Annotated in this window: 17 protein-coding genes; 6 read left to right on the top strand and 11 right to left on the bottom strand. The window is 50.3% G+C overall.

Going from position 1 to position 20,493, the window contains the following annotated elements:
- Positions 1 to 2 precede the first annotated feature (2 nt).
- The 4 genes from HWI92_RS00920 to HWI92_RS00905 all read right to left on the bottom strand — a co-directional run bounded on the left by HWI92_RS00920 (position 3) and on the right by HWI92_RS00905 (position 5,059).
- Positions 3 to 1,217, bottom strand: a complete 1,215-nt coding sequence (locus tag HWI92_RS00920) for a glycosyltransferase (RefSeq protein ID WP_204660337.1) — start codon at positions 1,215 to 1,217, stop codon at positions 3 to 5.
- A gap of 150 nt (positions 1,218 to 1,367) precedes the next feature.
- Entirely contained in the window at positions 1,368 to 2,729 is a 1,362-nt protein-coding gene (locus HWI92_RS00915) for a flippase (protein ID WP_204660336.1), read from the bottom strand.
- Between the two features lie 3 nt (positions 2,730 to 2,732).
- Positions 2,733 to 3,668 (bottom strand): hypothetical protein, encoded by a 936-nt coding sequence (locus tag HWI92_RS00910; RefSeq protein WP_204660335.1) that lies wholly within the window; start codon positions 3,666 to 3,668, stop codon positions 2,733 to 2,735.
- Positions 3,669 to 3,688: 20 nt separating this feature from the next.
- On the bottom strand, positions 3,689 to 5,059 hold the full coding sequence (locus tag HWI92_RS00905; protein WP_204660334.1) for a lipopolysaccharide biosynthesis protein: 1,371 nt from the start codon (positions 5,057 to 5,059) through the stop codon (positions 3,689 to 3,691).
- Between the two features lie 293 nt (positions 5,060 to 5,352).
- Here HWI92_RS00905 and HWI92_RS00900 point away from each other — a divergent pair, with 293 nt between their 5' ends.
- The 4 genes from HWI92_RS00900 to HWI92_RS00885 are packed head-to-tail and all read left to right on the top strand — an operon-like array spanning position 5,353 to position 10,417.
- Positions 5,353 to 6,225 (top strand): glycosyltransferase family 2 protein, encoded by an 873-nt coding sequence (locus HWI92_RS00900; protein ID WP_204660333.1) that lies wholly within the window; start codon positions 5,353 to 5,355, stop codon positions 6,223 to 6,225.
- A 2-nt stretch (positions 6,226 to 6,227) separates the two neighbouring features.
- Positions 6,228 to 7,004, top strand: coding sequence for a glycosyltransferase family 2 protein (locus tag HWI92_RS00895; protein ID WP_204664144.1), 777 nt, complete (start codon positions 6,228 to 6,230; stop codon positions 7,002 to 7,004).
- An 18-nt stretch (positions 7,005 to 7,022) separates the two neighbouring features.
- Entirely contained in the window at positions 7,023 to 7,790 is a 768-nt protein-coding gene (locus HWI92_RS00890; RefSeq protein WP_204660332.1) for a glycosyltransferase, read from the top strand.
- Positions 7,791 to 7,801: 11 nt separating this feature from the next.
- Complete coding sequence (locus HWI92_RS00885; RefSeq protein ID WP_204660331.1) at positions 7,802 to 10,417, top strand: ATP-binding protein; 2,616 nt, start codon at positions 7,802 to 7,804, stop codon at positions 10,415 to 10,417.
- On the opposite strand, the gene HWI92_RS00880 is transcribed toward HWI92_RS00885, so the two are convergent.
- Positions 10,414 to 11,601, bottom strand: coding sequence for a glycosyltransferase (locus HWI92_RS00880; protein WP_204660330.1), 1,188 nt, complete (start codon positions 11,599 to 11,601; stop codon positions 10,414 to 10,416). The two genes, HWI92_RS00885 and HWI92_RS00880, sit on opposite strands and share 4 nt — an antisense overlap.
- Before the next feature lie 187 nt (positions 11,602 to 11,788).
- On the opposite strand from HWI92_RS00880, the gene HWI92_RS00875 reads away from it, so the two are divergent.
- A complete protein-coding gene (locus HWI92_RS00875; protein ID WP_204660329.1) occupies positions 11,789 to 12,853 on the top strand; it encodes an acyltransferase family protein in 1,065 nt (354 codons plus the stop codon).
- Here HWI92_RS00875 and HWI92_RS00870 read toward each other — a convergent pair.
- Genes HWI92_RS00870 through HWI92_RS00850 form a run of 5 tightly spaced genes read right to left on the bottom strand, consistent with a single transcriptional unit; the run spans position 12,846 to position 18,531 of the window.
- Positions 12,846 to 14,351 (bottom strand): O-antigen ligase family protein, encoded by a 1,506-nt coding sequence (locus HWI92_RS00870; protein ID WP_229248655.1) that lies wholly within the window; start codon positions 14,349 to 14,351, stop codon positions 12,846 to 12,848. The two genes, HWI92_RS00875 and HWI92_RS00870, sit on opposite strands and share 8 nt — an antisense overlap.
- Positions 14,351 to 14,497 carry a hypothetical protein gene (locus HWI92_RS00865; RefSeq protein WP_204660328.1) on the bottom strand — a complete coding sequence of 49 codons (147 nt, stop codon included), beginning with the start codon at positions 14,495 to 14,497 and terminating at the stop codon, positions 14,351 to 14,353. Before HWI92_RS00865 ends, HWI92_RS00870 begins: the two co-directional genes overlap by 1 nt.
- 10 nt (positions 14,498 to 14,507) lie before the next feature.
- Positions 14,508 to 15,689 (bottom strand): glycosyltransferase, encoded by a 1,182-nt coding sequence (locus tag HWI92_RS00860; RefSeq protein WP_204660327.1) that lies wholly within the window; start codon positions 15,687 to 15,689, stop codon positions 14,508 to 14,510.
- A complete protein-coding gene (locus HWI92_RS00855) occupies positions 15,686 to 17,866 on the bottom strand; it encodes a lipopolysaccharide biosynthesis protein (protein ID WP_204660326.1) in 2,181 nt (726 codons plus the stop codon). Before HWI92_RS00855 ends, HWI92_RS00860 begins: the two co-directional genes overlap by 4 nt.
- Complete coding sequence (locus tag HWI92_RS00850) at positions 17,863 to 18,531, bottom strand: TolC family protein (protein WP_204660325.1); 669 nt, start codon at positions 18,529 to 18,531, stop codon at positions 17,863 to 17,865. The genes HWI92_RS00855 and HWI92_RS00850 overlap by 4 nt, the downstream gene beginning before the upstream one ends.
- A 112-nt stretch (positions 18,532 to 18,643) precedes the next feature.
- Between HWI92_RS00850 and HWI92_RS00845 the strand changes: the two genes are divergently transcribed.
- On the top strand, positions 18,644 to 19,258 hold the full coding sequence (locus HWI92_RS00845; protein ID WP_204660324.1) for an acyltransferase: 615 nt from the start codon (positions 18,644 to 18,646) through the stop codon (positions 19,256 to 19,258).
- 13 nt (positions 19,259 to 19,271) lie between these two features.
- Here HWI92_RS00845 and HWI92_RS00840 read toward each other — a convergent pair whose 3' ends face one another.
- Positions 19,272 to 20,489, bottom strand: a complete 1,218-nt coding sequence (locus tag HWI92_RS00840) for a sugar transferase (RefSeq protein WP_204660323.1) — start codon at positions 20,487 to 20,489, stop codon at positions 19,272 to 19,274.
- Positions 20,490 to 20,493: the final 4 nt, after the last annotated feature.

The following is a 20,493-nucleotide window of genomic DNA, read 5'->3' as shown; positions in this document are numbered from 1 at the left end:
TTTCAGGCTTTGCCTTTTTGTGCAAGATGGTTGTAAATGATCTCGGCGATGGCATCTACGCGGTTTTGCCAGGTATTATCCGCGGCAATCTCCACCCTGTGCAGCTGCGCTTCCTGACTGTCCGAGTTCAGGGCATCCTGGATGGCCTTTGAAAATGAAGCGGCATTGCTGCAGTATGCCACAGTATCGAGGGTGAAATCGGCCAGATCCGGGTTAAAGTCAAGGGATACCACGGGCTTACCCGCACCCAGGTACTCAAACAGCTTCAATGGAAAGATACTGCTGCTGACATCATCCTTCTTGAACGGGATCAATGCAACATCAAATCCCTTGATCACAGCCGGCATATGCCGGTACTCTACGGCACCCAGTACATGAACATTGGAGGTGTTGTAAAACCAGTCGGGTACAAATTCGCGGGATACCGGTCCCACCATGGCAAACGTCTTATCAGGATTCAGATCAATCACGACTTTGAGCAGGTCGTAGTCAATTCGGCGCTCAATTGCCCCCAGGTACCCGATCACCGGCTTTTTCAGCTTTGCGATATCGGGGTAAACGTCCAGCTCGGGGTTCATGGCCCGTACGCTCAGGCTCAGGTCGGCGGCATTGGCCACAAAATACGTGCTGGGGTTCAATGCCTTTTTTTCCGTATAAAGCTGCCGGCTGCTGCATATCACCACATCACTTTCCTTGACTAGGATATCCTCAGAAACCACACCATGACGCCTGTTAAAGGGCAATACCATCGGGTCGAGGCAGTGGTACACGGTAAGTGCAGGATCAAGGCCGTCGGCCAGGCCGGGATAATGAAAATTGAAGGAGTTGATATAAATATAATCGCGGATCCGGCGCGCATTGATGATCGTTTTCAACTTAGTCCGGATCAGGTATTCGTTCACCTTGAGTGCATTCCTGAACAAACCGTTTTCCGGCAGGAAATTGACGGACAGCATCAGGGGCGGAATGATGATTTTCAGGTTGGGCTCCTCGGTATCAATTACCGAGCTGTTCCACATTGAGAAATGCTGCTTGCGGACCTGGTACTCGGGTGACTTCCGCAACCGCATGAAGTCGCGGACAGTAAATGGGTTTTCGACGTAGTAGACCTCGTTTTCGCGGGCGAGCAGCCGGGCCGTAGTATAGTTGGTAGATTCAATGGGTGCGTCAAATCGGGGGAGGCCAAAAACGATGATCTTATGTCCTTTAAGTTTCATTTACAAACGATATGCTTATGTACACACCCGATTTCGCCATTTCTGGCATTCCCTCTTATTTTGACTTAATAGTTGCAAGTATACAGTCTTGCAATATAGATGATTTTGACAAAATAATTTTACAAAATTCCCTGGTTTGCATAACAACTGCTACTTTTCCCCTTTAACAAACTTTCTCTTCCAGAACGGGATCACGTACCGCTCCAGAAACTCGGGATAAAAACGGTACATGTAAACAAAGGTGTTGAGGATGTTGGTATTGATTTCCTTTTTGAGGATCACCTGCGCTACGATGAAGCCCAGGATATTGGAACAAAGCGTGGCATAGGCTGCCCCCATCACCCCGATTGAACGGATAAAAAAGTAGTTCAGACAAAGGTTAAGGGTTGCAGAGCCAATAACAACCAGGAACGTGAGCCTTGTTTTGCCGATAGAATCAAGGATGTTGCCAAATTGCCGCCCAAACGGGATCAGCAGGCAGTACAGCAGCGTGATCCGCAGCAATGGAATGGAATCATTGTATTTCTCTCCCGCGATGAGGTGGATGACAAGGTCTGAGAACAGGTAGAGGAAGACCACAAACGGCAGTACCAGCGCCAGCGTTGTCCCTACTGATTTCTCATACAAATACTTGATTGCTGATTTTCCTTCCGTCTCCATCCTGCGGGCACTTTGCGGAAAAACAATGGTAGCGACTGCATTACCGGGTATGTCGATCAGGTTGGTAATGCGTACCGCAATGTTGAAAGCACCCGAAGCTGCCGGTGAGAGCAATGCACCGAGCATCATCTGGTCGATGGTACTGGAAAGCAGCGAACTGATGAGAGTTCCGAAAGCGTATTTTCCATAGCCAAAAAGTTTACCCGCCCAGCCCCGGCTGATTCCCTCAGACCAGCGCAGGTTTTTATGGGCATATCTGAACGCCAGTGCCGCCGCCAGAAATGCGCTGAAAGTCTGTACCCATACCAGGTAGATGAGCTCTACATGCAGCGAAAAAACATAACATACCAGCACAAAACAGAAAAATGAACCCTGCTTGATGATCGTGGTCGCGAAGATCCCGTTAAACCGGAAGTTGGCCTGCTCCACGGCGTTAAACTGCGCCTGCAGACCCGAAAAAATGTAAATGGCAATGTATGCATAAAGCAGCCCGACAAGCTGGGGCGAGTCCCAGATATGGCTCAGAAAAGGGGCCAGGGCAAGAATACCTGCAATCGTCACCAGTGAAACTGCCCCGCTGATCGCGAAGGAAGCCGTAATGATTTCGGGATGCTCACGGTTGTCGGAGGAAGAAATATACTTGATCAGTGCATTCTGGATCAGGCCGCTGCGGATCGCTTCCAGGATGGTTGTAGTGGAAAGAAAAAGCGTCCATACCCCAAAGTCGTGCTTGCTGAGCACGCGCACCAGCACGTAAAACCCGGCAAATCCGAAAAACACCCCCGAGAAATTTTGCAGGATGTTGATCGTGCCGGATTTCAGCCAGTAATGGTCTTTTTGCTTCTCCTCCATACCTTAGAAATGTTCCTCCACAAACTTCTTCACATCGTCGTCTGTCTTCGCGTGCAAAATGGTAGCACCTGAAAACTTAGGGTACAGTTTTTCAAAGCACCTGAAATAATGCTCGGGACCTTTCTTGGAGAGGATCAGGTTGGTACCCCCGAAATAACTCGCCAGGGTAGCCGTGCCGCCGTGTATGGAAATGAACTTACTCGCATTGGCGTATACCATCAGCTGCAGGTGATTGAAGTTGTTGGCTTTTGCCTTGTTTTCCCTGAAAAGATCCTCCATCAGGATCACACCCGGATATGCCTTTTCAAGCCACGAAAATTCATCCATATCATAGATGTCGCTGTTGTCCATCGTGATGTTCTGCGGCTTGGGACGGTTGTAAATAACCGTGTACTTGTCAGCTACTTTTTTCAGGATAAAGTCGAGCATTTCAATGCTGTAAAAACTCACCGGAGGCCCGTCCCACTCCATATTGTAGCGGTTGGCAATGATCAGAATGGGCTTGTCATACTGGTAAACAGTGTTGCGGTAGGTTTCTTTCAGGGGTACCTGCAGCCATTTGCTCATATCATAGTCATGACTGTACAGGATCCGCGGCATTTCGAAGTTGTAATTCCCCTCGTTGGAGCGCGTCTGAAAATCTTCATGATGATCGGGAGAAAAAAAGTACAGCTCCCGGGTGTATTTGGATGAGGTCGTTTTCTTCAGGGTTCCGTTTTTGTGGTGCCAGTAGGCAAAAGGCAGCACAAACTGCAGCTCCGGCGCAAACTCCCCGCTGAATTCCAGTTCCTTGTACCTGGGTTTGAAAACAAAGTCGCGCAGGACATATTTCAGCTGCATGACCTTACAGTAGTAAGTATCCCGGTAAAAGTACCTTACCTCCCACGGCAGCTCACCGTGACGAAGGCGCACCCACAAGCTCAGTAATTTGGTTAACATGTTATTGTCGAACGTACCATTTATTTGATAGACACTCCGGAGTCTGTCTTCCGTTTTACCGCCCATTTGAACCACAAGCTCCGGATCAGCTGCAAGGCTTCGGTATAACCCGTGGCGATCACACTGAAAATCCCGAAGGGCTCGAAGCGGTTGAGTCCCCAGTAACCAACCCCCACCCCGATCAGTACCGGCACAATGCCTGCGACGGCCACGCCATAAATGCTGCCCGTCAGGTAAATACCCAGGAAAGAGGCGCCGACACTACCCGCCAGCATGACCAGTACTTTTACAAAATTGATCTGCGGCTGATGGATCACGTCCAGCGTCAGCGCAAAGAAACGGTCGAGCGGGTACAGCAGGGCAAATGCCATGAAGAGGCGCATGATGTTGGGTGCCTCGGTATGCACGTATTTTGCTCCGCCGATAATACCTATCGCGACATCGGCCAGCACAATCGCCACCAGACATACCGGCACAAAAGCAATGGTAATAAGGCCCGTGTAGCGCTGCATGGTAGCGATTACCTTTCGGCGGTTGCCCTCGTTGTAGGCAGCCGAAAGCTCGGGCATCCCGGTGGCGGCGAAGCTGCGCAACGGAATTTCGATCAGCTCCATCAGGCGCTGTCCCAGGTTGTATACTGCCAGCGCCGCGGGGCCCAGCATGAAGTTGATGATCATGGTATTGGAAGTACCAAAAAGGTTGGAGCTGAGCGTAGTACCCACACTGTACTTTCCAAAATGAAAGATCTCTGCGATGCATGCCCGGGAACGCTTGCGGAAAAACGGGAGCCTGGCCCAGCCAATCGCAATGGTAAAAATGCTCGTCATGGCGGCACCGCCCAGGTAGGCATACAGGATATGCTGCAGCGTAGCTGTACGCGTAAGCGCCATGAATCCCACGAAGATGATAAAAAAGCCCTGACTCAGGAAGCGGATACACAGCAGCTGATCGAAACGCTGCTCAGCCTGTACGACGCAGGATGCAATGAAATAGGGAAGCGACGATACATAAATGATCCCGAACCATTCCACAAACAGGACCATGCTGGGATTGGTAAAGTAGGATGAAAAAAGAAAAGCCGGAATATTAAGCAGCACCAGTATGCCCGTGATGGCTCCTCCTATAAACCAGGCCGAGCCGGTCACCTCGGCTTTGCGCTCCTCGGTTGCGCCTGCATAGAATTTGATGAATGCCGTCGTCAGAAAACCCGACCGGAAAGTGTCTACCAGCAGCAGGATAGACAGAAAAAACACCCACATGCCGATGCTTGCCACCGGCAGTGCGCGGTACAGGATGATCATATTCAGCATGCCGAGTACGGACATGATCCCATTGCCCGCCAATGACAAGAAGTGCTTGTTTCTTAGTTTCTGCAAAAGCGCGGCTGCCATTGATGCTGAGCGTGAATATTACCTGGTGGGCTTGACGTGTTACGCAAAGATGTCAAATTTTAATTACAAAATTCTCATAAGTTCGAATTATTTCAATGAATAAATTGAGTAATTTGCCTACGTTTTATAGAAGTACTGACGGAGATCGATAAAACAAACCTGCCCGACACACACGACAGGTTCAAGCCAAAATCTGAATGCGTGGCAGATCATGCGTATGATCCGCCGGCCACGTGCCCTGACCCTGTAAGATCATCAGTCCTTTATCTGGTTGCATTAAGTTTTAATCATACATGAGCGCATTTGGTTTGCCGAAGTGGATTTTGCCGCATTTATTCCGGAACAAGAAGTTCAGGGACCTGAGCGATGCGGAAATGGAAGATCTGAGGGCAAGGATCAGCAGGTTCAAAGCCGAACAGCCGGACATTTCAGTCGTAATTCCTGCCTGGAATGAGGAGAACAACATTTACCGTACCCTCTCGTCCCTGGCAGCCAGCAGCACGGGGTACCAGGTGGAAATTGTGGTGATCAACAACAATTCCAGCGACGGCACCCAGCAGGTACTCGACCGCCTCGGCGTGCGCAATTACCTTCAAACCGTGCAGGGTACACCTTTTGCGCGGCAGATGGGGCTGGATATGGCGAGAGGCAGGTACCATTTATGCGCCGACTCCGATACATTTTACCCGCCCGACTGGATCGATAAAATGGTGGAACCGATGGTGAAAGATCCGGGTATTACGGGTGTTTACGGAAATTACGCCTTTATCCCACCGCCCAATCAGGGCAGGTTCGGGCTGTGGCTTTATGAGATTTTTGCGGGCATTATGATCCGCGTGCGCAAACGCAACCGCGAGTACCTCAATGTTTACGGCTTCAACATGGGCTTTGTGACGGAAGTAGGGCGCCAGACGGGGGGATTCAGGGTGAGCGGGGCGAGGGTATATGCCAATATTGTAGGCAGCGACTTCCAGAATGAGGCCGAGGACGGGCGTATGGCACTTAACCTGAAAACCGCCGGTAAACTGAAAATGGTCACGTCGCCCAAAGCAACCGTTTTTACCTCTCCGCGCCGGTTAATGGACGATGGCAGCATTGGCCAGGCTTTCCTTAACCGGGCGAAGCGACAAATTAAAGGAATGCGAGAATACCTGTCAATGTCTTGAAAATGCTGCACGAGTTTCCCGATACGACCCTGCTGATTACCCATTACAATCGAAGCGAATCACTGGAGCGGCTGCTGGCTTCCTTTGAAAAGCTCCAGTGCCGGTTTGGCGACATCGTGGTATCCGACGACGGCAGCAAGCCCGAGCACCAGGATAAGCTGCAAAGTCTGAAAGACCGCTTTGGATTCAGGCTGGTCACCACGCCGGTGAACCGGGGGCTGGGCAACAATATCAATAAGGGGCAGGACGCGGTCCAAACGGAATACACGCTCTATGTGCAGGAGGATTTTGAGCCGGCCGACATTTTTCCGGCGCATTTCAAAGATGCACTCAGCTTTATGCGTGAAGATCCCAAATGGGACATTGTAAGATTTTATGCCTATTTCACCTATCCCACACTAAAACCGTTCAGGAAAGGATTTTCAGAAATGGTCTACTCCTTTTGGGACTGGAACCACCTGAAATTCTATTATTACAGCGACCATCCTCATTTGAGGAGGAGCAGTTTCCTGGACAAGTTCGGCCGGTATCCGGAAGGTATCAAAGGTGATCTGACGGAGTACAGGATGGCCATCAGCTTTTTGCAAAAAAAAGGAAGAGGTTTGTTTTTTGATGATTTTACAAAACTGTTCTATCAGAAAAATTCTTCCGACGAGCCCAGCACCATGGAGCGTGCCAACTGGAAACTGAACCAGAATCCGGCGATCCGGCTGGCACGCCTGCTTTACCTCCGGTACCGCTGGCTGAAAAACACGCTCGACCTCGTATTTATGAAATAGCCCGCTAGAAGGTTTGCAATGAAAAATGAATTTGTTTTTGACGGCGTCACGCTGCTGGTCACGCATTACAACAGGAGCCAGTCGCTCGAACAGCTGCTGAAATCATTCCGCCTGCTGGGCTGCCGCTTTGCCGATATCGTGGTATCCGACGACGGAAGCCGGCCCGAGCACATCGCCTACCTGGAAGCGCTGCGTGGCGAGTACCCCTTCCGGCTGATTACGACACCTCAGAACCGCGGCCTTGGCAATAACATTAACAAGGGACAGGATGCTGTAAAAACACCCCTTACGCTGTATGTACAGGAAGATTTTACGCCTACCGCCATTTTCCCCCAGAAATTTGCAAAGGCACTGGAGCTGATGCAGTCCGAGCCCGAACTGGATATGGTACGCTTTTATGCCTATTTTGAATATCCGTACCTCAAACCAGCCGGTGATGGCTTTTACAGGATGGGATTTGGCGTACTGAAGCCCGGCTACCGGAAGTTTTACGTGTACAGTGACCATCCTCACCTGCGCCGCACCAGCTTTTTTGAAAAGTTCGGCCGGTATGTGGAGGGGCAGAAAGGTGATGTTACGGAGTACACAATGATGATGTCTTTTCTCAAGAAAAAAGGAAAAGCATTGTTTTACAAAGACTTCCAGGGATTGTTTCTGCAGAAGAACTCCGAAGACGAGCCCAGTACCATGAAGCGGACTGCCTGGCGTGAAAGCGAAAACTTTTTCATTACCCAGCTCCGTCATCTGTACCGGCACCTGAAATTCAACTTTGACTATCTCGTATAAGCACTCCTGACATGCCGGCAAGTCTGACCAAAGATTCCTCCAAATGGTATTATATCAGCATATATCTGGGACTGGCCCTGATATTCGGCTCACAGTATTTTACCTATAAAAATGTACGGGATCTGTCGCTCAACAACAACAGGCTGAATGTAACCATCGGTATCCTGAACCAGACCGCCAACTTTGGGCTGGTTACGAAGGATTTTCAGTCCAATATGCGCGGCTACCTCATCACGCAGAACAATGACCTGCTGACCGACAACTACAATAAGAAAGTACAGCTGGTAGGCATCTCAGACACTCTTTTTAATCTTGTTAAAACGGATCCCGTACAAACCAAACGTGTCAGCGAATTGCTGGCTGTGTCGGGCGAGATTGTTGCCTATGCGCAGAATGTGATCACCTTGTACCGTACCCAGGGTCAGGAACAAGCCTTTGCCCGGCTGAAAGAAGGACAGGGAATCCGGCTCAACGACCAGCTCACAGCCAAAATCAACGAGATCGAGCATTTCGAAAGGCATAACCTGAATGAGCGGCGCAAGATTGTGGCCAGCACCCAGAAGAACTCCATGCTCTTTATTTTCATGACCAGCGCGGTGGGCTTTCTGCTAACAGTACTTTCGAGCATTTTCCTGAACCGCGACAAGCGCAGGCAGCGCAGGCTGCAAAAGGCCATCCGCGAGAAAGAACGCGTAGTAAGCCAGTACCTCGAAGCTATTCCCGACGGTGTAATGGTCATTAATCCCCAACAGGAAGTAGTGCTGCTCAACCAGTCGGGCCGGGAGATCCTGGGCACCGAATCGATCCGGGTGGAGACCCTGGCAGACGAGCTTCGGCTCGTAAAGCTGCTTGATCCCTCCCGCTACCATGTGCGGTTTACGCCGGAGACGCTCCCCATTGCGCGTGCCCTGCAGGGCGAAAAGCTGATCGGCAACAAGATTGATCTCATTAAAAATGACAAGATTTATCACCTTGAAACCAACGTGCAGCCCATACTGGGGCTGGATGGAGAAATAACCAGTGCCATTACGGTTTTCAGGGACATTACGGAGCGGGCCAATTACGAGGCCACACTTGAAAAAGCGCGTACGCTGGCCGAAAAATCGGTGCGGGTAAAAGATATTTTTCTTTCCAATGTAAGCCACGAGATCCGTACTCCCCTGAATGCGATCATCGGCTTCACAAACCTGCTGGTAGGCGAAGTGGCTGACTCCAAAAGCCGTGAGTACGTGGGCTACATTCAGTATGCAAGCAAAAACCTCCTTGAACTCATCAATGACATTCTCGACTTTTCCAAAATAGAAGCCGGTCAGGTACACCTTGAAAAAACCGCAGTATCCATCCGCGAGCTGGTAGACTCTCTTTCGGGTATCATCAACCAGCGCGCCGGTGAGAAAGGCATTGCCTACCATGTACACCTTGGCGACGGCCTGCCTCCTACCGTGGAAACCGACAAGCTGCGCCTCACGCAAATCCTGATCAATGTGTGCGGGAATGCGGTGAAATTTACAGAAAAGGGGAATGTTACCCTTACGGTTGAGCCCGTGAGCGAGGTGATCAGCGGCGTGCAGAATATCCGTTTCAAAGTGAGCGATACGGGCATTGGTATTGCCAAAGACAAAATTGACAAGGTGTTTAACCGGTTTGTGCAGGCGAGCGAAAGTACTACCCGTGTTTTTGGCGGCACAGGGCTCGGGCTGAGCATTGTAAAATCGCTTGTACAGCTTTTCGGAGGCACTTTGCAGCTTGAAAGTGAGGAAGGCAGGGGCAGCGTGTTCACAATGGAATTTCCTTTTAAAATCCTGAAAGAACATTTGCCACGCGAGGAACCCGAGATCACGGCAGACATCAGCGGATCACTGACCTCGCTCCGGGTGATTGCAGCAGAAGACAATACATTGAACCAAAAGCTTCTTTCGGCCATTTTCGAACGCCTGAATGTACCGCTGACCATCGTTAACAATGGTCAGGAAGCCCTCGACAAGCTGCGGGAGGAGGAATTCGACCTGGTACTGATGGATATACAAATGCCCGTCATGGATGGTTACACCGCTATCCGGGAAATCCGCAGCCACATTTCCAAGACGATCCCGATCATTACCATGACTGCTCATGCCATGGTAGGTGAAAAGGAAGAGTGCCTGAGCATTGGTGCCAACAGCTACATTTCAAAACCATTTAAGGAAAGCGAACTGATCACGACCATCGCACAGCTCGGTAACCGCGAACATTTCTTTGAGCAGACTTCAACAAAATCTACGGACCATTTAACCCCTGATACCATGACCGACGCTATCATTAATATAGACTATCTGACCGAAATTACCGGTGGCGACGCAGAGCTGCGCGGAGAGCTGATCGCGCTTTTTGAAACCGACAGCCAGATACAGCTGCAAGCCATAGAGGAAAGTGCGGCCGCCCGTGACCTCGACAAATTGAAACATGCCATCCACAAATTCAGGTCATCCCTGTTTTCGGTCGGCATGCTGTCCACGGCCAATCAGTACAAGGATCTGGAAGCGCTGGTAAAGCAGGGCCTATGGAACGAGGAGGCGCAGGAGAAAGTAACGCAGCTCAAAACAGAGTCGCAGCAGGGCCTTACCCAGCTGAAAACACTGGAAGCTTAAATGGTAAAACCGGCAGCAGCGATGGCCTTGTAGATCTCGGCCACGCTGTTTTCCCAGGTATGGAGGCTGGCAAATGCACGCCGGGCCGCTACCTTTTCGGCTGAATCTTCGGTCAGTGCAAGGTCGATCAGGCGAATGTACTCTTCCTTGCTGCCGGCCAGGTACACATGCTCCGCAAATACGCTCATAGCATCGGTCGTAGTAGCTACCGAAGGTTTTCCTACTGCCAGGTATTCGTCTATTTTCCGCGGATAATTACCGATCGTCACCGCATTGAGAATCTGCGGGTTAATGCATACGTCAAATGCATTGATGTACGCCGGAAGCTCCCCTACTTCGCGCGAACCGGTAAATAGTACATTGGGCAGGCCGTGCAGCGCACTTTGCCTGAACTCATTGTCTTCCGGCCCCACAAGTACAATCGTCCAGTCGGGACGTGTTACAGCGATAAATTCAAGCAACTCCATGTCCAGCCTGAGGCTCTGCAGAGAGCCCACATAACCCAGGCGGGGGCGCAGTACTTTCACCATATCGGCGGGCTCCGGGCTGGTAATGCCCGCTGCAAAGGTATCAAGGTCGCAACCTTGTCCTACGTAATACGACTTCGGGTTAAACTGCCGGCAGTAGTTGGCCAGGTAAGTGGAGTTGGCGACACAAAGATCACTCTGGGCAATCAGCCGCGGCTCCAGATCGGCTCCGTGCTTTTTCCAGTAATCCACGGCTACCATAAAATCACGGGAGTAGTACACCGATGCATGCGGCCTGAGGTACTCTTTCAGATAAAAGCTCCTGAAAATATCATTGTCATTGAAGTGCAGGAAATTACGAAATCCCAGCTTCCCGGCGGCTTCGAGTATACTTTTGGCAAATATGCGGTTGTTGCGTTTGTTGAACAGGTCAAAAATAAACGACCGGGGCATCCAGTTGATTGATTCGATAAGGCGATCGGGATAAAGCACCCACAGGTTGTCTGCCACCTGTTCCATCGATGCCCGTTTTTTTGCTATCACCTCACGTCTCTTGGAGATCTTATCCTCGCTGCCACGTTTGAGCAGGCTGCCGCGGTCGAGTGGCGCATTTACGTACAGAACACGGTGATTTTTGGTGAATTCGAGCGCAATGTTCTTACAGTTACTTCCAATTTCCACATCCCAAGCCTGTTGTCCCGTAATGACAATATCCATGTTTAAACCGCTTTGTGTTGGGTGAAGACCTCCGCTGCCTTATATGAAGAACAAGTTATGACTAATTTGATACAGCCCTCAAATAATGTTTGATGGAAATAACGAATCTGTTCTGCAATTTCAGGAAAATTGTTCTTAATTTAATATTTTTGTACAAATAGTTTTACCAACCTCTTCTATCAAAAAAATGGTCCGCACTGATGCGAGAATTCACTCCCTTGACTATCTGCGGGGCCTGGCGGCGATCAGTATTATGCTGTATCATATGCACTTGCTGAGCTTTGGCGAGGCTGATGCTTCCAGTCCGCTGGCAAAGGTAAAGATATACGGAGTCACCATTTTTTTTGTACTCAGCGGGTTGACTTTGTACAAGGTGTACGTGGCCCAGTTTACACTTTCACGCCTTTCCAATTTCTTTGTCAAACGTATATTCCGCATTGTGCCGCTGCTATGGCTGGCCACTTTCCTTACGTATTTGCTGGATACTGAAAATATTCCCGTCAAAAGGCTGGTGCTTAATTTCCTGGTCCTGCCCGGCATCATCAGGCCGGAGTTTTTCGTAGCGGATGGGGCGTGGTCTATCGGGAATGAATGCGGCTTTTACCTGTTTTTCCCATTCATGCTAATGCTGGTGCGGAAAAATAAAAGGTACATTATCCTGCTGCTGCTCGCCGCAATGCTGCCCTTTTTATACTATACATACAACATGCTGAATCCCGGGCTCACGCTTGGTGCTCAATGGAAGTACTACGTAAATCCGCTCAGCCAGTTCATCTTTTTTGTAGTGGGCATGCTGCTCGGCATGCTGGCCGATCCCGGACAAAACCTGCGCAGGTGGGCACCGCTCCTTTCTGTTGCTGCGCTGGCGGCCATTTTCCTCTATCCGGCTGCGGGAGAACCGGTGGTACTCGTCAGCGGACACACCCGGATCTGGCTCAGCCTGATCACCATTGCACTTTGCTACTTCATTTACATCAGCGACTTGTCTTTTCTTCCCCGGGCGGTTCAATGGGCCCTGTCGACGCTGGGTGAGATCAGCTACTCGGTATACCTGCTGCACCCGGTCATTTATGCGATGATCAGATGGGTGTTCGGTGAACACTACGCTGCTCACATGTACGAAATCATAGTCATTACGATCGCTGCAACGCTGGTGCTTAGTTATTTCAGTTACGAGTATTTTGAGAAAACCTTCATGAAGCTCGCGCAGAAGTACCAGCCTGGCAAAAAATCCTTATCTCCTGTCAAGTAAGCCGGATCCTCGCCTGCTCTTCCTTATCGAGGCGCTTGGTTACGTTGATCAATGCGACGGCCAGATAGAAGTAGATATTGGAAGGAAACTGTACGAGTGCCTCCTGCGGGTAGTTCCCGATATTGTACGCAAATACGATCATCAGCATCGCCATACAGTACGTTTTCAGCTCAGGGTTCCGGATCGTATAATAGTTGTTGACACCCTGTCGCAGGATCAGGAACATCAGCATACAAAAAAGGAAAAGCCCGATCCAGCCCAGCTCCACCGCTACGCGTACATAGCCGCTGTCGGGCGGGAAGCTTGCCAGGTATGAGTTAGGCGCAAAACGCTGCCCCCAAACACCCACAGCCCCGAGCCCGCCACCCATCGGGTGCGACAGAATGTACGGCTTGATCCGTTTCTGGTTATTTTTCCGGGCCTGAAAGGAGATATCCTCATTGGGCTTGAAAGCCGTCTGAAACCGGACGATGTTGGAGTTGGTGGTAGGAACAAAAATCAGGAATATGATAAACAATGCCCCGATTCCGCTGGCGATCAGTACCTGCCTGTTCAGGCGCAGGATTACAAAAAGTACCAGTGCTGCGGGTATCAGTACGTAAGCTCCCCTGGTTCCTGAAAAAAGCATTGCCATGAAAAAGATTACAATCAGCCATCCATGCAGGACCTTTTGCCAGGTCTTTTTCACGTAGGTCAGCATGGTTATGCTGATCAGGCTGGCTACCACCATGTTATAGGAAAAGGCAACAGGATCGGAAAGGATCGAAAACTTACGCCAGTGCCCCGAGATAAAAAGCAGATCTGCAATGCCCGGATCGGAATAAAGATAAGCCTCCTCTGCAGGTGAAAAACCAATGTACTCCTGCTTGAATGCATACAGCGCGGCGATGGCAGCCAGGGTAAGCCACATACGCAGCAAAAAGCGGATCAGCCAGATGGTTCTGATCTGGAACATGAACACGAAATACATGAGCATGACCACCGCTACGGAACGGATCGTGTAAACCCAGGCGAGGCGTGACTCGGCAGTAGGATTGGCGACCTGGATGAGGTTGTACAGGATCCATACCAGGATCATGGTACTGACAGGACCTTTGATGATAGACCAGTCCTGGCGCTTCCGCTGACTGATAAAAAAGCCCAGGATCAGTAAGGCCTGTATGCCGTCCATGAGGGTACCCATGGGAAAATTGACCCCGAACCGCATGATGTAAAACAGCAGGTAGGCCATGACAAGCAGCACGGTAATACCGAAAGCCGGAAATACGACAATGCTATATACTACCAGGGGACCAATGAGGATCACCAGGATCAATGCCGCAGCAACAATGCCATTGAAAATCACCAATGCGCCGAAAGCCAGGGACAACGCCAGTAGCAGGAACAGGCCGGTTTTGCCACTCAGCTTGTTGACCAGGAACATTTCGCGCAGACGCTCCCGCAGCGTGGCCTGCACGCCGGTACCTTTGCCACCCGTGATCTGAATGTCGCGCTCCACTAAAAAAACAATATTTTAAAAAACCACACAAACACGCCTACCAGCACCAGTAAGAGGGCTGCTTTGCGTGTTTTCTTTTCCAGCGGTGTCAGGCTGCTGAAATCTTCTTTTTCTTCCTTTTTTTGCCTGACCGGATAAATTTTCATGGCTAACAGATCAGGTGTTTTGTTCCGGCTGCCCGTGGCGCGTGGCCACCGATATGCTGTTGGCTTTCCTGGAATGAAAAAGTGCGAGCAGCTGGAAGGATATGAATTTGGGAATGCTGTACAGCGACTGGTAAATGCGCTGGTCGGTATGTGATCTCCGCAGTGATATGTAAAAGCCCAGTACAAAAGTGAGTAAACCCGCAAGCCAGATCAATGCTACCCAGGGCGCGAGCCACGCATTTACCAGCATGAAAGCGACCGACAGCAGCAGGAAAATGAACAAGGGCGGACGCAGCAGCACCAGCCCGAATACGATCTGGTTCCAGTCAGCACGGCCGAGCCCCCTGAACAGGATCTTGAATCCGTAACCGAAATATTTGAACCAGGTGTTGATCCAGCGTGCGCGCTGCTTCACAAGCTGCTCACTGCCGCTGGTCTTTTCATCGTACACGACAGCGCCCTCGGCAAATGCAATGCGGTAGCCGCGGCTCACAATACCTTCCTGCAAAACCTTGTCAAAACCGGCACCCTGCACATCCAGATGTTCAAGACACTTCCTGTACAGGGATGTGGTGAAAGCCATACCCGACCCGGCCAGCGTAGCCGACGATCCTGCCCCGAAAAGAATTTTACCGTCATAAAAATGATAGTAAATGTCCCGCGCCGCATCCAGCCGCGCATAGGTACTGTCCAGATTTTTGGCGTCGCGCACGCCCTGTACCGCCTCAAAGCCTCTGGCAAAAAATACATTCAGCTGATCGAGGTAATCCGGCTCGGTCAGGTTATCGCTGTCGATAATGGTAAGGTGTGAATGGGGCCGGATGAAGTTACGGATCGCATAGAAGTGCGACCGGGTATTGCTCGCGAGTACCTGCTCAGGGCGGAGCACCGATACCTTGTCCGCAGGAAAGTGAAGGTTACTGATGTCGCATTTATCGGCGACCACGTAAATGTGGAAGTTCCGGTACTGCAATCGTAGCAGGGATGCCACCACGGCCGGCAGCTGGTGTGTCTGCTCGTAGGCGGTAACAATAATGCCGTAATCGGCAGGAGCAGCTGCTTGCAGTGCATTCGCCGCATTCCTCACCCGGGAACGCCGAAGTGAATAGACCAGCAGCAGCAGCACCGGCATCACCAGGTTGAACCCGATCAGGCATTGCAGCAAAATCCAGATGTATTTGAGTATGATCATACTTCCACGGGTTTAGCTATTTTACCAGCCTGCTCAGGAATGTCTTCGGTATTGGTAAGTACCCAGCCCGAGAATTTCGCCTCCAAAGTATTCAGGTACTGGATTTTCGACTGGTCTTCATCCGATATGGTGCGGCCGGCGGCAAACACAGCCACGACGCGGTCGGCAAATGCGATCCATTCCTTCGCCTTGTTCATGGCATTCAGTGAATCTGTTTCGATCAAGATGACATCGAACTGCGTTTTCAGAATTTGCAGGCGCTCATAAATGCGCTTTTCGTCCGCCAGTTCAAGGAGCGACATATCGCCGCCTTTGTTGGTCAAGATGCTGATTTGGCCGGAATTGGCTTCAAGGATCGTATCTCTTTTCAAAAAGTTTTCAAACAATTCAGAGTCGGGGTTAAGCCGGGATACGTCGCGTTGTTCAAAGTTACCGTCGATGATCAGAACCGTTTTGTTGATCTTGGAAAATGCCCACGCCAGTGATATCACAAAAGATGTTTTGCCCAGACTGCTCGAAAGGCTCGTCACGGCGATCATTTTGGGATCGTCCAGCTCATTGTCCAGCTCGTAGCGGATGGAGCGGATCAGGTTTTTGTACAATCGTACCGGCTTGTCGTCGGAACTGTTGATACCCGAAACACTCAGGCCCGAATCTTTGTCCAGCGAGTTGAGATAGCCCAGTACCGGCTTGTCGGTGGCATTGGCCAGCTGCAAAGGGTAGCGGATCGATTTGTCGAGATAAAAAAGAATGAAGAAGACAAACACACAGAATACCAGGCTGATCACACCGGAAAGGATCACGAGCACCATCTTTTTGGAGGCTTGTACTTCGCCCGGCATAGCCCGCTCAATCAGCCGCACGTACACGGGAAAGCTCGAATTCAGACTGGCTTCATTGTAGCGCTGGAGAGCTTCAATGTACTCCTTACTGGCAATGTCAATGCCAGTTTCATATTCCTGAATCTTGGCCTCATTGGGTACCAGACCGTCAAACTTGCGGTTGAGGCGGTTCAATTCGCCCTGGATGGAAGCCACACTGTTTCTGGCCAGTTCCAGCGAAATTTCCATCTGCATTTTCTGGGTGACCAGGTCTTGCTTCAGCGCCATCGGATTGTACGCATACTTGTCCGACGCATTGTCGATTTCAGATGCCAGCTTGTTTTTCAGGGAGTCGACACTCGATTTCAGCCGGGTATCAAAGTTGCTGAGCACATACCTTTCATTTAAGGCACGGAGGTTGTTTTTGCTTTGAATGATCTGCTGGTTGATCGCCGTGAGTGCGCTTTCAAAGTACTTCCTGTCCGCAGGGTTAAATTTGTTATCAATGTTTTTGATGGCTGCCCCGTACGCAATAATGTCTTTTTGAGCTACTTCGCGCCGTGTTTCATAATCGGCCATCTGCCCGTAAATACTCTTCGCCTGCTCGTTCAGGTTAAGTACGCGGTTCTGGATTTTGTAATTTTTGAGCGTGTTCATGCGCTCGTTGAGGGCGGTAAGCTTCTGTTGCATAAAGCCCTGCAGGAAGTCGATGGTCTTCTTGTTATTTCCTACAATGCGGGAAGAGTTATCTGCGATAAACTCCTGGGCCAGCGTATTCAGGATATAAGCTGCCAGGTCGGGATGCTCGGCTTCAAATTCAAGATCAATGTAGTCGCTGGTACTGACACGGTACACCAGCAGCTTGTCACGCAGGGTACCGGAGTCGTAGCCCATATCAATCAGGATTTTGTTCAACCTGTTTTCAAAAGGTTTCCAAAGAAAAAGCTCTTCCCGGGCCTTGTATTTCTGGGTAATCAGGGCGATTGCCTTCGCTTTGTCGGCCTTGCTCATATTTTCGAGATCCTTGACAGGTTCGCGCCAGGTAGAGTCCTTGGTCCCTTTCAGGTCATTGAGAAGCAGCTTGTACGAAACCTGGTCGAGCGACCTTTTCAGCTTGATCATCTGGATCAGGCTCTCGAACTTGCGCGCAATCTGCTGGTCCTGCTCCTCTTTTTCATTGGTAATCACCTGATCGGTTTTATCTACCAGCCCGGTTGCAATGCGCGCGTGCGACTTAAAGGTATCGGGCAGTTCCTGTACGAGAAAGTAGCTGACAATTACAGTAATAAGGGGCACCAGGATCAGGGTGATCTTGTTGCGCTGTAACAGCCGGATAAATTGCAAAAAATCACTCATTTGATATCTTCAAGTTTTTGTCCCAAAAGTTCTTCAAGGCTGCTTTTTGCAATCAGCAGCTCGCTTTCGGAGGTGATCAGATTCTGCATATGGTCCGTCTGCATCAGAATGACCTGATTATACTTTTCCAGTGATTCCTGGCCATTCTCAAACCGGTGCCTGATGTTGGCCAGCATGCTTTCCACATCCAGGAGCGCGCCGGAACGCACCCTGAATATGGCTTTTTTCTGAATGTATGTGTAGTACCGCTTCTTCACCTCCGCTTCCATGGTGAGGTCATTGGCTTCTTTATCAAACTTGGCTACCTGGTACTCTCCTTTGGCCTGCTTGATCAGGCTGGGCTTCTGAAGAAGCGCGCCTATGTTGACAAAAAAACCAAACTGGTAGCCACTCAGCAGCGTGGATGAAAGTGTCGCAGTCGTATTGGTAGGACTGTACAAATATGAAAAGTTGATAATGTCATAATACGACAGCTTCGCCTTTTTCACTCCATATTCGGCTACCTGCATCCGGGATTCGTACATCTTGACCTTGGGATAGTTTGCCTTGCAGATTGCGATCAGCTTTTCGAGGTATTCGATGGATACGTCCTTGCTCAGCGTTTCCTGCGCCCGGGCGCTCTGCACGAAAAGGAAAAGAGGTATCAAAAACACTGCATATCGCATGGTACTGAAAATCGTTTTATTTAAAATTATTTTCCCTTGACTTTGTAGCAATACACAATACATTTGGCTAATAAATATTACTACGCAATTTTATACAAAAAATCCGTTCAGCATGTCATTTACCGAACAAATCCGGAGCAGCCCCCGCCTAAAAAAATTCGTTCACTGGCTTCTGATCCCGACCAGCCAGGCAAGGCCGCGCCTCTGGGTACGCATTTTCCTGAACCGGTTCTTTCATCAGCGCGGCAAGAACGTGGTGATCCGCCGCTGGGTCAGAATGGATGTGCTGCCCTTCAATCATTTCTCAATAGGCGACAACTCGATGATTGAAGATTTCACGACAATTAATAATGGTGTAGGGGATGTAAGGATTGGGGACAACTCGCTGGTAGGTCTGGGCAATGTGATTATTGGTCCTATAACCATCGGAAACAACGTCATACTTGCACAGAACATCGTAGCGAGCGGGCTGAACCACAATTACCAGAATGTTCGCCAGCCGATTCACAAGCAGGGTGTCAACATGGCGCAGATAACCATCGAGGACGACTGCTGGATCGGCGCCAATACGGTAATTACTGCCGGGGTGACCATCGGCAAACATTCCGTTATCGCCGCCGGGTCGGTCGTTACCAAAGACGTCCCTCCATATTCCGTAGCCGTGGGCAATCCTTCCCGCCGCATAAAGGGCTACGATGAGCAGCAGGATCAATGGGTCCGGGTGTGAGTATAGTGCGTCCCTAAACATTCTCCGATTGCAGCAAGGCTGGAAATGTTTTCAGGATAATCGTCATGTCCATTTTAAAAGAGAATTCCTTCGCATAGGTAATGTCCAGCTGCGTGCGCTCCTCCTCCGACATATCGGCTTTGCCTTTGCCCCTCTTGGTCACCTGCCACAGGCCGGTCAGTCCAGCAGGACCCGCAAAGCGGAGGATCTTGTCGTCCGTCGTCATTTTTTCAGCTTCGTAAAGCGGCAGCGGGCGGTTGCCCACCAGTGACATATCCCCTTTCAGGATATTGAGCAGCTGCGGAAGTTCATCAATGCTGGAATTCCGCAGGAACTGGCCAAAACGCGTAATGCGCGGGTCATTCTGGAATTTCATAAAGGCAGCCTTCTGCTCCTTCTGAAAGTTGTACAGCTTTTCGCAAATCTGCTTGCCATCGTGAAAAAGCAGACTTTTACAGTGATTACCTGCCCGGCAATCGTCGCACAAACCGGTAGTTTCCATTTGCTGAACCGGCTCAGTAGCCTTGTTATACATGCTCAGCGCAGCCATTTTCCTGATCATCTGATCAGCGTCCGTGCGCATCGTACGGAACTTGTAGAGGTCGAATATCTTGTACCCGCTTCCCACTCTTTTAGACTTGTAAAAAACAGGCCCCTTCGAGTCGAGGCGGATGAGCAGGGCTACCAGCAAAAACACGGGCAGGAGCAAAATCACAGCCGTACCGGTTGCCGCCACATCCATCGCGCGCTTCCAGAATGGGGTACGGGTATTTTGCGCGCTGATTTTCTGGGAGGCCTTGCTGGCCACATACCATTGTCTCTTTTTAAAATAGCGTATGCGTGTGATCAGGTCACCGTGCTCAAAACCGGCCGAGAAAATATCGTCCGCATGTTTTTCACGCGCGGTCCGGACAAGCTCGGGCGTAAGCTTATCCACCACCAGCACAAAGGGGATGTTGCCGAAGTTGGTGCTTTTGCGGATGGTGTCCAGCAATTCGAGGCCGCCGCTGTTCACGTGAGCCAGGATGACGTCTGCGGGAAAATTTTCGTACAAGGCTTCCAGCACGCCGCCGGTATTTTCAAAATACGCTACCTGCAAAGATTCTGCATATTGGTCTGAGAACCAGAGGTATTGTTCAATATCTGCATTCAAATAAATTACCCTGAACTGAACTGCATTGGAAGACCTTGGCATGGCTGCCACTTCCATCGGTGTGTCTGTCAATTCCATTTCT

Origin of the sequence: Dyadobacter sandarakinus, assembly GCF_016894445.1 — a bacterium.
Taxonomy (GTDB): domain Bacteria; phylum Bacteroidota; class Bacteroidia; order Cytophagales; family Spirosomataceae; genus Dyadobacter; species Dyadobacter sandarakinus.
Note: the sequence above shows the minus strand (reverse complement) of the source record. Positions and strands in the feature narration are given on the sequence as shown.